Raw genomic sequence first — 12,545 nt, 5'->3', positions numbered from 1 at the left:
CTGGACGGCCAAGCCGAGACCTGAGCAGAATCCCAGTTCGCTCGATGGGAGTTCGTCATGGCAACCCGCACCGTCATCGTTGCAGGCACAACCGGCCTGGTGGGCAGGGAGCTTCTGTCCGGGCTGTTAGCCGACCCAAGCGTCGCCGCAGTGCACAGCCTCGGCCGCAGAATGCCGGCGGAGCAGCATCCCAAGCTGACGGCGCACGTCGTCGACTTCGCCGCACTGCCTGATCTGCCGCGCGCGGACGAGGTGTATCTGGTGCTGGGCACGACGATCAAGGTCGCCGGCAGCCAGGCGGCGTTTCGTGCCGTCGACTACGACGCCAATCTGGCGGTGGCGACGGCGGCCTTGGCCGCGGGCGCCAAACGGGTCGGCCTGGTCAGCGCGATGGGCGCCGATTCCAAGTCGAAGGTGTTCTACAGCCGGGTAAAAGGCGAGCTGGAGGACGCCTTGGCGGCGATGCCGTTCGAGGGCATGGTCTTCGCCCGTCCATCATTGCTGGTCGGAGACCGCGAAGTGCTCGGGCAACCGACCCGGCAGGGCGAGGTACTGGGGTCCGCACTCGGCAAGGTGGTGGGGTTCCTGATCCCGGCGAACTACAAACCCATCGACGCGTCGGCAGTCGCGTCGGCTCTGCTCTCCGCGGTTCCGTCGGCCCAAGGCAGGACGGTCCTGCTGTCCGGTGCGATGCGGCGCTAGGCGCATCGACCGCCCTGAGTTCGCATGAAAGAACTGGGGCGGAGTTGCCTTGCTTGTCGGTGGCGTTGCGCCGTATAACCGACCAGGTGCGACCGCGCCGCTTGGGTGTCCGTCGCCGAATCGGCTGGTTTCTCCGTTGGATCGATGCCCTGGAAGGCGCGCGAAGCTGCCGGGCGGTTGCTGCAGTGTTGCGTGCCAAGCAGGGGATCGGTGAGTCGCTGTTACTTGGGCTGCTTGCAGCCTAGCTCTGCCATCGCCTGCGATGGATGGGCCCGCGTCAGCTCGAAGACCGTAAACCCCGCCGTGTACTTGCCGCCATCCTGCTGGCTGGCCCGCGCATAGACGATGTCGCGACCGGGAATCGAGAGCTCGAAAAACGCACCAGGGCCGGCGCCTTCGTCGAACGGGGCCGGGGCGCATTGGTCGGCGATCGTAACGAGCCGGGCGGCGGCACCGAACTGGTTGCGCAAAATGGCCGCGTAGTCGTCGGAGTAGAACGGCTTGCTGATCGCGACGGTGCCGACTTCGGTTTGCGAGCCGATCAGGGTCAGGGTGGACTGACCCTCGTTGCGCCGCACGATGCCGTGCTCCATTCCCGGGACGCCGTTGGGGACGTCTTCGTCGGCGAAGCCGCGCAGCAGAACCGTGCCCTGGCGAAAGTAGACGCCGGGGCCTTGCTCGGTCGGTGCGGGGTCGGTCCATGCGATCTGGGGCAGGGCAGCGTAAGCCTTCCAGTCGCGGCCGCGGTCGCCGGCGAATACGCTGGCGACGGCGAGCAGTGCGCTGGGCTCTGCGGATGCAGGCGTTTCGCTGTGGGCCGGTGTGCGCGAATTCGGTTCGTGGACGGCATTGCTTTGCTGGCAGGCGGCCAGAGTCAGTATCGCGATGACGGCGGCTACGACGGAGAAGTATTTGCGGTTCACGCTATGGCTCAACCAGGGATAGTCGCGGGATGGCGACGGTCTTGGCGACTAGCCCAAGCGGCAGCTTGGAGGCGCCGTTTCTTGCGAACATGGGGAAACAGCGAGTCGTGCCGGTCCATGAGGGTGTTCAGTCCTCAATGATCATCTCGATCGTGACGGCATGCACGCATGCGGTCTGATCGCCTGCGGGCGTGTCGTGGTAGGTGTAGTCAATCAGCAGCGATTGCCGGCCTTTCCAGTACTGCCAGGCTTGCGGCAGACCGTCCGGTCCCGAGAATTCGTTGTCCCGATAGCCCATGGCTTTCAGCTGGTCGTGCAGGCCGGCCAAGGGCAGCGCGCAGTTATGGCGCCGCTGCGGGTCGTAGCGTTTTTCGTCTGGCAGATAAAGCTGCACTTCCTTGTCGCCGTTGGCATACCGGGTGACATCGAAAGAGTAGCCCGAGCCGGAGTCGAGGACGCCCCGAGCCGACCAGGTGCCCTCGACTTCGGATGGGCCTAATGAGAGGTGTGTCAGAGCCTCGACCCGGGCCTTGCTCAGATCGTCTGGGGCTTGAATGCTCTGGATGAGGGCGAACAACTTTTCTTCGAACTCTTTCTTGCTCAGCTTTGGCGCTGAGGCCGGCGCATTGGGTGTGTCTTTCACAGGCTGAGCCTTGGGGCTGGAAAGCGATGCCGGTTGATCGGATCGATCGGGCAGCGGTGTGGTGGCCGAGACCTCCGCTGGGGAGCCGCAGGCGACGAGGCCCAAGCACAAGATCGCGCAGCCGAGTGTGCGTGCGTCGAACTGGATATGGGCAATGAGTCGGGCCATGGGCCGGTTCTGAAAAGATGCCGTTAGGGTCATGGAACTGGCATCGGGTTGCAAGAGCAACTGGGAGTTGCGCATTCGTGATTCGAAGTGTGTTCTTGCATGCGAAACCGCACATTACGGGCGCCCAGCCGTTGCGCCGTCGGTGCCTGGTCGTACTCTAAGCGGCAGCCGACGTGCTAAGACAAGGATGGTTCGTATGTTCAGCGAGATACTGAAGGCACTCGGGTCTCCCTGGCTGATTCCGCTGATAGTGGCGGTGATTGCAGTTCCCCTGGCGAAGGGCCTGTTTGGGTTGCATCGATCCCGGGCACAGGATCGGAAAGACTTTCTCGACTTGTGGGCCAAGGCGGACAAGGCAGACGACCTTTGGCTTCAAGTCGCAGTCCGGCATGTTTATGGCGAGAACCTGCCAGTGCCGTTGATTCGACATTTGATGCTTCAACCGCAGGCCGCGCGTGCCTTGGTGGACCTTGCGTTCGTCTGGCCACTTCTGGATATGGACGAGGCCACCGGCGAGATGCGTTGGAGGGAAAAGCGACATTCTTCGCTCAAGGCACGTCGTGTGGAATGGCGTATTTGGTTGGCTGCTTACGCGATCCTCGCGTTCTCTGCGTTCGGATTCATAGCGCTGGCGGTCATCAGCGGCAAGTCATTGCTCGGCTTGGCGGCTTGGGCACTTGCATTGGAGGCGTTCTTTTTCGCCTATCGAGCGTTAGGGAAGGCAGAGCGTATGAGCGATACCGTGGAGGCCGTGCCACGCTGGACTGCCAAGCTGAAATGGAAGCCGGTAGCCGAATACAAGAGCGCTGCAGCTTTGCCGGCTCGTTTTCGGAAGTCCGAAACCAGGCGCAAGCGTTGAGGTATCTCACGGCCGCTGGCTGTGCGGTACATGCGCTAACGATCGTTGCTGCATTGCAAAACGCCCGGATTCGCCAGGGGCGCTAGACGAACGGCCGGGCCATCCATGGCGCCGAAATAGGTAGGTAAACCGACCGCTGGTCACCTGAATGGGGTCGCGCGAGCACTCCGCGTCTCATCTCTGTCCGACGCCGCGCTGCGCCCGCGTTGTCCCCCATGCCGGCGCTGTGCTCGGACTGCCCCCGGGGCCGCGCCGGCATTCCCCTATGACCAGGACCTGTGTCATGACTACCCATTCGACGTTCCGGCGCGGCCCCCAACGGTGGGCCGCGGTTTCTCTGATCGCGTTGGGTTTGGCTGCGCTCGCTTTTGCGAGCCGGATCTCGGCGCCTTCGTTCGTGGACACGCATCAGGACGCCGCCGCGGGCGGCTCGCAAGGCGCAGCGGGTGCGGCCTTCGCGCCGAATCCTATCGCTGCTGCGGCCATGTTGGTAAACGGCGGCGCTTCGCCCGATGGCATGTGGCAAACCTTGCCGGCGGTGCAGTTGCCCGAGCGCTTTCCGGCGCCGACCGGCTATGTGCCGCTGACCCTCGACGGGATGATGCTCGAAGCGCGCTTGCGCGACACCCCGCGCGAAACCTTCGGGCCGATTCCGCCGCAGACGCAGATCTATCTGCCGCGCGCCAGCGGCGGTTTCGTGCAGATTGCGTTGGCGCAAAGCCAGTTGCTGGGGCCGAACCTGGCGGGCCAGTTCCCGCAGATCAAGACGTATGTATTCGAGGACGAGCGCGAAGGCTTCACCGGCCATATCACCGTCGGCACGCGCGGTGTGTTCATCTCGGGCCAGACCGACGACGGCATCCTGCGCGTCGAGCCGGTCGAAACCGCCAATGGCCGCGTCTACCTGAGTTATCGCGACCAGGACCGCACCGACGGCGCCAACGATTTCCACCTGGGCGACGACGATCACCATCACGAGCCGCCGGTGCCGCGCTTCTCGGCTGCGCTGGTGTCGCAGATCAAGGCGAATGAGAAGGTCGATGCGGGCACGCAGTTGCGGATCTATCGGCTGGCGGCGTCGACCACCGGCGAGTTCTACCAGGCCCGCGATGCGGGCGGTGGCTTGGCCGATGTGTGGTCGTCGATCGTCGCCGATCTGGCCGGCGCCAATGCGGTGTTGGAACCCGAGGTCAGCGTGCGTCTGGTGATCGCCGATGCCAGCGACGATGTGATCTATAGCGACCCGGACACCGACCCCTTCGACAACACCCAAAGCCCCTGCACCCTGCGTGATGTCAATCGCGACAACAACAAGGTGGTGTTGGACGATGCGGACTACGACCTGGGCTTCCTGTTCGCCACGCGCGCGGGCAACGGCGCCAGCGGTTGCGCCTGGTACGTGGTGTGCCAGACCACCAACGACACCTTGCACAAGGGGCGCGGGGCAGGGCAGATGGGCAACAACGGCGCCAACAGCGCCAGCGGCTTGCTCGCGCACGAGGTCGGCCATCAGCTCGGCGCGCGCCACACCTTCACCGGCGCGGGCGGCAGCTGCACCTTGAACGAGTTCCTCGCCGGCGACAGCGAAAGCGGCTACGAGCCGGGCAGCGGCACCACCCGCATGTCGTACAACGGTAACTGCGATTCGGACGACGTCGACACATCGGTGATCGGCGCCGGCTCGTACTTCCACTCGCGCAGCTTCGACGAAATTGTCACCAATGTGTTCGTCGGCGTCGGTTCCACCTGCGGCACCTTGGTCAACACGGGCAACTCGGCGCCCAACGTGAATGCCGGTGGGGACTACACGATTCCGCGGCAGACGCCGTTCGAACTCAGCGGCTCGGCGACCGATGCCGATGCCTTGACCTACAACTGGGAGCAGTACGACCGCGCGGTGACCCAACGGCCGATCAACACCGACCCCGGCGACGGCCCGTTGGTCCGCTCGCTGCCCCCGGGCGCGTCCAGCTCGCGCATCATCCCGAACCTGCAGGACTTGCTCGACGGCGTGACCCGCGCCGGCGAAATCCTGCCGCAGGTCGATCGCGAGATGAACTTCCGCCTGATCGCGCGCGACAACCGCATGGGCGGCGGTGGCGTGGCCTACGACGGCATGCACATCCAGGTGGTGGGCGATCCGTTCTTCATCACCTCGCCCAACAGCGGCACCCTGGGCGCCGGTTGCTCCGTGCCCCTGACCTGGGAGGTGGGCGGCGGCTCGATCGCACCGCAGGTCAGCGCCTTGTTCTCCAGCGACGGCGGGCAGAACTTCGCCACCACTCTGATAGGTTCCACCGCCAACGACGGTGCGAGTTCGTTCGTGGTGCCCTGCGCATCGGGTTCGGACAACCGCATCAAGCTGCAGTCGGTCGGCAACATCTTCTTCGACATCAACGACCAGGACCTGGGCGTCAGCAACACCGCGCCGAGCGTCGCGGTCAACACGGCCGGCGGCGCCGTCGACGACCAATGCCAGTTCACCGTGCAGTTCACCGCCCAGGCCACCGACACCTGCGGCGTGCTGGCCGGCGATGTCGATGTGGACCTGATCAAGGGCGCGAACAACTTCACCCTGGGCACGCCGACGATCAACATCCAGCAGATCACGTCTACGCAGGTCGGCGTCAGCGGCAGCGTGGTGGTCTCGGATTTGACCGGCTCGCCGGCGCAGCTCACCGTCAGCGTGACCGCACAGGACGGTTGTGGCCTGTCGACCAACGACACCGCGTTGGCGCAGATCGTCGACGACAGCCCGCCGACGATCGACGTCAGCCTCGATCCCAACCAGCTGTGGCCGCCGAACCACAAGATGGTGCCGATCTGGGCCACCGTGGTCGCCGCCGATAACTGCCCGGGAGTGAGCTACGTCCTGACCAGCGTGACCAGCGACGAGCCCGACAACGGCGATGCCGACGGCAACACCGTCAACGACATCCAGAACGCCGCCATCGGCACCCCCGACCTGCAGTTCGACCTGCGCAGCGAGCGGGCCGGCAACGGCGACGGCCGCGTGTACACCGCGACCTACACCGCGCAGGACGGTTCCGGCAACGATGTGGGCGACTCGGCTACGGTGGTAGTGCCGAAGAACAAATAGAGCCGTTTGCGTAACGAAAAACGCCGCCTTCGGGCGGCGTTTTTTGTGGAGTTCACAGTCAGGGAAAGTTTCGTTTCTCGCTCGATTCCTCCCCTGTAGGAGCGACGTGAGTCGCGACCGCGAAGTTGTGGCCTCGCGTCGAATACCCAAGCAACGGAGATTGCAAAGGGTAGGAGCGGCGTCTTACTGGATTTCCTTCGGTCACAAGCCGCGACCGCGAAGTATGCATTTCGCGTTGAATCTCCCTGCAACCGAGCCCACGCAGCATGCCTGTGAGGTTCGGTGCGAGCTCGCGACGGCGCGGTCGCCGCTCGCGCCGCTCCTACCCTTTGGGTTGCAGGTTGGGGCGGAGCCAGGTGGGGTTGCATGGTCGCGACTTACGTTGCTCCTACAAGGCTCGGGCGGGGACGTAGGCCGACAAGGAAAGGTGCGCTTTCGATGGATGTTTCCGCTGTAGGAGCGACGTGAGTCGCGACCGCGAAGTTGTGGCCTCGCGTCGAATCCCAAGCAACCGAGGTTGCAAAGGGTAGGAGCGGCGCGAGCCGCGACCGCGAAGTATCCATCTCGCGCTGAATCCCCCTGCAACCGAGCCCACGCAGCATGCCTGTGTGGTTCGGCGCGAGATCGTCACTCCGCGGTCGCGGCTCGTGACCGAAGGAAATCCAGTAGGACGCCGCTCCTACCCTTGGTCCTCCATCAAACCGGCACGCCCGTCGCGTTTCGCTCGCTCGGCTCCCAACATCCTGCGTCACTTTTGACAGTACCTCCTTCTCATCGGTGCCGCGAACGCTATAAGTCGGGCGACAGGCGCCTGCCTGTCGACAACTAAAGGAGCGTTTCCTCATGGATTCTGGATACCGTCATTCCGCACGTCTCGCCCCGACCGCGCTGGCCGTCGGCTTGCTGTTCTCGCTGGGCCTCAATGCGCAGCCGGCTGGCGGCGACCCCATCGCGGTGTCGTATGCGCAACAGTTCAAGGTGCCGCTGGCCGAAGCCAAGCGCCGCACGGCGCAGGTGCCGGAGATCGCGCAGTTGGAGCAGCGGCTGCAGCGCGAGTTGCCGGATACCTTCGCCGGGTTGTATATCGAGCACCAGCCGACATACCGGGTGGTGGTGCGGTTCACCAAAACGCCGAAGGCATTGTTGGCGCGCTACACCAAGGACCCGCTGTTCGTGGCGCAATTGGCGCCGCGCCCGCTGGAGTTGTTGCGCGGAGCGCAGGAGGAATTGGCGGCCCAGTTGAGCCAGTCGGGTGTCGCGTTCGAGTCGGGGCTGGACCTCAAGACCTCGCAGGTCAATTTGTTCGTGCTCGACACCGCGACCGCATCCAAGCGCCTGTCCGGGCTGATGGCGGTGGCCGACTACATCAAGCTGCACAAGGTGCCGGCGCTGATGTCGCCCACGGCGATCGTCGGCGGCAGCCGGGTCGATGGGGCGACACTGCGCTGCACGACCGGCTTCAACGTGGTCAATGCGACGCGTGAGCTCGGGGTGATCACGGCCGGGCATTGCGAGAATGCGCTGACTTACATCGGCAGCCCGAACGTGACTTTGGCATTCAAGAGCGAGCAGAACAGCGGTTCGCTGGACCTGCAGTGGAACAAGCAGTCCGGCGGCACGCCGCAGGTGCAAAGCAACCAGATCAAGCTGGTCGGCGGGCCGCAGGCGACGATGGAGATCACCAGCGTGACGACCTCGGCCAACCTGCCGTTGGGCGCGACGGCGTGCAAGAACGGCATCACCACCAACTACACCTGCGGCCAGGTCGCCGACAAGAACGCGCAGGCGATGTACAACGGAGCGGTCGGCACTTTCATCCGCGTGCACAACGCCAGCAACCAGGTGATGAACGACGTCGGAGACAGCGGCGGGCCGGTGTTCGGCACCAACACCGCCTACGGCATCGTCCACGGACGCGGCGGCCCGGGCACGCCGACCCATAACGACCTGTACTTCGTGCCGGTGGATCATTTCTCCGCGCTCAGCGTGTCGGTGTTGAAGGAGGCCTTCAGCCTGGACCGCATCCCGAACGTGTCGGGGCCCCACAACGTGGCCTTTCAGGCGCAGGTGTTCTACAAGGGCGTGCCGAAGTTCACGGTGCAGCGCAAGACCAAGATCATCAGCTGTCCTTCCGGCTGGACCTGCAACGACTACAACGGCAGTTACACCAGCAATACCGCCTCGCCGTTGACCTTCAATTTCAAGTGCACGACCACCGGGACGATGCCGACCGCCACCTTCGCTTGGCGCACGACCCTGATCGGCGCGGATGGGGCGACGACCAACGCGATCGACCACACCAGCACCTGCACGGCCCCGACCGCGGCTAGCGGAGCGGCGGCGCGCGGCGACGGCAGTCCGCCGACGATCACGATCGAGCCTTGATCGGCTGCTGAGCGAACGACGGCCGGGTGTCCGGCCGTCGTTTGCGAATCCGCCAGGCTTTTAGGAATCTCCCTGTAGGAGCGACGTAAGTCGCGACCGCGCAGCCACCCGCTCGCGTCGCATCTCCCTGCAACCGAGCATCCCAGGGTAGGAGCGGCGTCCTACTGGATTTCCTTCGGTCACAAGCCGCGACCGCGAGGTGTCCAGTGGACGCCAGATTCCCGTGTAACCGAGACCGCGCCGGATACCTGTGTGGTTCGACGCGAGGCCGCAACTCCGCGGTCGCGACTCACGTCGCTCCTACAGGGGGAGGGGGAACCGCTAGGCGGGACGCCCACAAAAAAACGCCCCGGAAACCTCCGGGGCGTTCGACCCATAGTCGCAACCGTGATGGATTACGGGCTGGTGCGCAGGGTCAGCGTGTAGGCCTTGAGGATGGAATTGAGCGGGGTGAAGTAGCTGTTGCCGCCGCCGTTGTCGCCCGCGGCGCCTCGGCAGTCGCCGCTGCCGCCCGACAGCACGCCCTGGCCTTGGCCTTCGGCAGTGATGAACGAGCCGCCGGAATCGCCGCCTTCGGCGCAGGCGGTGGTGCGGGTCAGGCCGGTGACGGTGCCGTCCGGGTTGCCGTAGTCGTCGGTATAGGACACGGTGACGTTCTTGCTGCGGATGGCGCCGCAATGCCAGCCGGTGGTGCGGCCGGAACGGCAGACGGCGGTGCCGACGGCGGCTTCGGTGCTGCCGCGCACGGCGACGTCGCCGTTGCCATAGCCATGGACGCTGGCCGACAGCACGTGGGTGTTGTCGACCCGGACCCAGCCGCGGTCGGGGCCGCGCGCGTTGTCGTCCGGCATGGCGGATGCGGCGAAGGTGCCGACGCGCACGCCCGGCTCCCACTGGGAGACTTCGTGATACACGATGTCGCCGACGTTGCCGCAATGCCCCGCGGTGGCGTAGCCCGCGCTGTTGCCCTTGGTGACCGAGAAGCCGATCGAGCAAGCCGAGATGCGGTTGTTGCCGACTTCGCGCAGCACGCCGCGGCCGCCCTGGATGGCGATGCGGCGCTGCGGTGCGTCTTTCAGGGTTTCGAAACGCACCACGCTCGCATCGAGGCCGCTGCGGGCGACGAAGTCGACGCCGGTGTCTTCCGCGCCCGGGGCGACGCCCACAGTGACGGTGTTGCTGGGCAGGTCGACCGACCAGCTGTACACGCCCTTCGGCGCCTTGGCGCTGCGGTTGAGCAGGCCATCGAGTTGCGCCTTGGCGGCATTGAGCGCGGCGAGGCTGTGACGGGCGCGACGGGTTTCGACGCCGGCTGCGGCCTGAGTGTTCTTGATCGCGGTGCTGGCGGCGACCACGCCGAACGAACCGTCGGCCTTGCGCTCGAGCCAGGCGCCGGCGAAGTTGCGGCCGAGTTGCTTGGCGAGGGTTTTTTCCTGCTGCGCGGCAAGGCGTTCGGCCTTGAGGTATTGGATCAGCTGCGGGCCGGACAGACGCAGGTCGCGCTGCATGGCGGTCTTCAGCGCGGGAGCGAGATCGTCGGCGGCGACGGCCGCACCGGATACGAACATGGCCGCGGCGGCAGCGACGATCGAAATATTGAATTTACGCATTCCAGAAACTCCATGGACGAGTGGGGGTAATCAGATTCGCGGCCGTTAAAGCGCGGCGTTGTCATGCGTGAGGTTGCATCGCATGCAGCGCTTCATCGGGCCGCATCGATTAGAACGCGACGCGATCTGTTTGCCCTACGCGCGAAATGAGACGTCCTTGTTGGTTCCGGAAGCGAGTTTTTTAAAAGCAGGAAAACATCTTGGAAATAGCGGTTTGCGCACGCTTTGTTGTGACAGTGGATTTCTTTCGCTTGATGCGGAAACGTTGCTCGGAGCTTTCGCGGTCGTCGATGACCCGTTGTCACACATGCGCGCATCGATCGGTTGCGATGAGGCGCGCCATCGATGTATCGATCGCACGTCGTCATTGAAGTAATGGCGCGGTTGCGGCGCACGCCGGTGAAGCGACAGCCGCCGATTACGCCGCGCAAAAAAAAGCGCCCCGGAAACCCGGGGCGCTCGGACACCTGTCGCAACCGCGATGGATTATGGCGTGGTCTTCAAGGTCAAGGCATAGGTGCTGAGGATCGAATTGATCGGGGTGAAGTAGCTGTTGCCGCCGCCGGTGCGGCCCTGACGGCCCTTGCAGCTGCCGCTGCCGCCCGACAGCACGCCCTGCGCCTGGCCGGCGCCGGTGATGAAGGAACCACCGGAATCGCCGCCTTCTGCGCAGGCGGTGGTCTGGGTCAGGCCGGTCACGGTGCCGTCCGGGTTGCCGGCGTCGTCGACGTAGGACACGGTCATGTTCTTGCTGCGGATGGCGCCGCAACGCCAGCCGCTGGTGCGGCCGGAACGGCACAGCGCAGCGCCGACCGCGGCTTCGGTGCTGCCGGCGACGTTGACGTCGCCGCTGCCGTAGCCGTAGACGCTGGCCGACAGGGTGTGGGTGTTGTCGACCTGCACCCAACCGCGGTCGGGGCCGCTCTGGTTTCCGTCCGGCATCGACGAGGCGGCGAACGAACCCAGGCGCACGCCCGGCGTCCACTGCGAGACTTCGTGATACACGACTTCGCCGGTGTCGCCGCAATGGCCGGCGGTGGCGAAGCCCAGGGTGGTGCCCTTGGTCACCGGGAAGCCGACCGAGCAGGCATAGACGTAGCCGTCGCCCGGGTCGCGCAGATAACCGCGGCCGCCCTGGATGGCGATGCGGCGCTGCGGCGCTTCGCTCAGGGTTTCGAAACGCACGGTGCTCGCATCCAGGCCGCTGCGCGCGACGAAGTCGACGCCGGCTTCTTCCGCGCCCGGGGCCACGCCCACGGTCACGCTGTTGCTCGGCAGGTCCACCGCCCAGCTGTACACGCCCTTCGGTGCCTTGCCGTTGCGCGCGAGCTGGCTGTCGAGTTGTCCCTTCGCTGCATTGAGCGCGGCCAGGCTATGACGCGCCTGGCGGGTTTCCACGCCGGCCGCGGCCTTGGCGGCCTTGATCGAGGTGCTGGCGGCGACCACGCCGAACGAGCCGTCGGCCTTGCGTTCGAGCCAGGCGCCGGCGAAGTTGCGGCCGAGCTGCTTTTCCAGAGTCTTTTCTTGTTGTGCGGCGAGGCGTTCGGTCTTCAGGTACTGAGCGAGCTGCGTGCCCGACAATCCCAGGTCGCGCTGCATGGCCGACTTCAACGCGGGGGCGAGGTCGTCGCCGGCGAGGGCCGCGCCGGATACGGTCATGGCTACGGTGGCAGCGAGAACCGACATACTGAACTTGCGCATATCCAAAAACTCCTAAGACAGAGAGGGATGCGGACAACAGTGGCGGCGGGGCCGGGGCAGGTCGCTGGGGGTGGCAGGCACGAAGCGCTCAGCCGGGCCGCATTGACTAGAACGGGGCCCCGGCGTGGCACCCCTACCTCGAAACTGAGACGAATTACCTGGTTTCGGCGTGGTCAATGCCGTTTCCGATTATGAAAATCGTGAACGAAGGGGGCGGGGCGATGACCGTCTTATGCAAGCGCCAAGCGCCGGTAGGGAACCGGCTGTCGAGGGGCGGAGCAGGGGGGCGCTGGTGCGGTCATCGCATGGGGATGTTTCCACTGTGATCGGAAGCCGCGCGGTCGCGGCTTGCGCAGCTCCTACCCCTTGAAGCTGGGCTTCTTGTAGGAGCGACGTGAGTCGCGACCCACGCTGCGGGGCAGGGTTCGTCGCAGTGGCATGGTCGTGGTCGCGG

General features: G+C 65.2%; 9 protein-coding genes. 5 read left to right on the top strand and 4 right to left on the bottom strand.

All coding sequences use genetic code 11. The annotated features are described in order from the left end of the window. The first annotated feature begins 57 nt into the window (after window positions 1-57). Window positions 58-702, top strand: coding sequence for a nucleoside-diphosphate sugar epimerase (locus ACTJJK_RS20760; protein WP_440731150.1), 645 nt, complete (start codon window positions 58-60; stop codon window positions 700-702). A gap of 221 nt (window positions 703-923) precedes the next feature. Here the strand turns inward: ACTJJK_RS20760 and ACTJJK_RS20755 are convergent, their stop codons facing one another. Next, entirely contained in the window at window positions 924-1,625 is a 702-nt protein-coding gene (locus ACTJJK_RS20755; protein WP_440731149.1) for a hypothetical protein, read from the bottom strand. Between the two features lie 127 nt (window positions 1,626-1,752). After that, window positions 1,753-2,436 (bottom strand): hypothetical protein, encoded by a 684-nt coding sequence (locus tag ACTJJK_RS20750; protein WP_440731148.1) that lies wholly within the window; start codon window positions 2,434-2,436, stop codon window positions 1,753-1,755. Between the two features lie 196 nt (window positions 2,437-2,632). On the opposite strand from ACTJJK_RS20750, the gene ACTJJK_RS20745 reads away from it, so the two are divergent. The 3 genes from ACTJJK_RS20745 (at window position 2,633) to ACTJJK_RS20735 (ending at window position 8,780) form a co-directional block, all read left to right on the top strand. After that, window positions 2,633-3,295 (top strand): hypothetical protein, encoded by a 663-nt coding sequence (locus ACTJJK_RS20745; protein WP_440731147.1) that lies wholly within the window; start codon window positions 2,633-2,635, stop codon window positions 3,293-3,295. A gap of 517 nt (window positions 3,296-3,812) precedes the next feature. Further along, window positions 3,813-6,395, top strand: coding sequence for a reprolysin-like metallopeptidase (locus ACTJJK_RS20740; protein WP_440731146.1), 2,583 nt, complete (start codon window positions 3,813-3,815; stop codon window positions 6,393-6,395). 843 nt (window positions 6,396-7,238) lie between these two features. After that, window positions 7,239-8,780, top strand: coding sequence for a S1 family peptidase (locus ACTJJK_RS20735; RefSeq protein WP_440731145.1), 1,542 nt, complete (start codon window positions 7,239-7,241; stop codon window positions 8,778-8,780). Between the two features lie 395 nt (window positions 8,781-9,175). Here ACTJJK_RS20735 and ACTJJK_RS20730 read toward each other — a convergent pair whose 3' ends face one another. Beyond that, on the bottom strand, window positions 9,176-10,390 hold the full coding sequence (locus ACTJJK_RS20730; RefSeq protein ID WP_440731144.1) for a S1 family peptidase: 1,215 nt from the start codon (window positions 10,388-10,390) through the stop codon (window positions 9,176-9,178). Window positions 10,391-10,472: 82 nt separating this feature from the next. On the opposite strand from ACTJJK_RS20730, the gene ACTJJK_RS20725 reads away from it, so the two are divergent. Then, complete coding sequence (locus ACTJJK_RS20725) at window positions 10,473-10,766, top strand: hypothetical protein (protein ID WP_440731143.1); 294 nt, start codon at window positions 10,473-10,475, stop codon at window positions 10,764-10,766. A 110-nt stretch (window positions 10,767-10,876) separates the two neighbouring features. Here the strand turns inward: ACTJJK_RS20725 and ACTJJK_RS20720 are convergent, their stop codons facing one another. Continuing rightward, on the bottom strand, window positions 10,877-12,091 hold the full coding sequence (locus tag ACTJJK_RS20720) for a S1 family peptidase (RefSeq protein WP_440731142.1): 1,215 nt from the start codon (window positions 12,089-12,091) through the stop codon (window positions 10,877-10,879). Between the last annotated feature and the right edge of the window lie 454 nt (window positions 12,092-12,545).

It is taken from the genome of Lysobacter sp. 22409 (genome assembly GCF_052045105.1).
GTDB lineage: Bacteria > Pseudomonadota > Gammaproteobacteria > Xanthomonadales > Xanthomonadaceae > Lysobacter > Lysobacter antibioticus_B.
The sequence above is the reverse complement of the archived record's forward strand: the minus strand, read 5'-3'. Positions and strand labels throughout refer to the sequence as shown.

What these genes read in the sequence shown, in the direction of transcription:
- ACTJJK_RS20760 (WP_440731150.1), top strand. Translation starts at nt 58, where the DNA reads ATGGCAACCCGCACCGTCATCGTTGCAGGCACAACCGGCCTGGTGGGC.
- ACTJJK_RS20750 (WP_440731148.1), bottom strand. Translation starts at nt 2,436, where the DNA reads ATGGCCCGACTCATTGCCCATATCCAGTTCGACGCACGCACACTCGGC.
- ACTJJK_RS20745 (WP_440731147.1), top strand. Translation starts at nt 2,633, where the DNA reads ATGTTCAGCGAGATACTGAAGGCACTCGGGTCTCCCTGGCTGATTCCG.
- ACTJJK_RS20740 (WP_440731146.1), top strand. Translation starts at nt 3,813, where the DNA reads ATGTGGCAAACCTTGCCGGCGGTGCAGTTGCCCGAGCGCTTTCCGGCG.
- ACTJJK_RS20735 (WP_440731145.1), top strand. Translation starts at nt 7,239, where the DNA reads ATGGATTCTGGATACCGTCATTCCGCACGTCTCGCCCCGACCGCGCTG.
- ACTJJK_RS20730 (WP_440731144.1), bottom strand. Translation starts at nt 10,390, where the DNA reads ATGCGTAAATTCAATATTTCGATCGTCGCTGCCGCCGCGGCCATGTTC.
- ACTJJK_RS20725 (WP_440731143.1), top strand. Translation starts at nt 10,473, where the DNA reads ATGCAGCGCTTCATCGGGCCGCATCGATTAGAACGCGACGCGATCTGT.
- ACTJJK_RS20720 (WP_440731142.1), bottom strand. Translation starts at nt 12,091, where the DNA reads ATGCGCAAGTTCAGTATGTCGGTTCTCGCTGCCACCGTAGCCATGACC.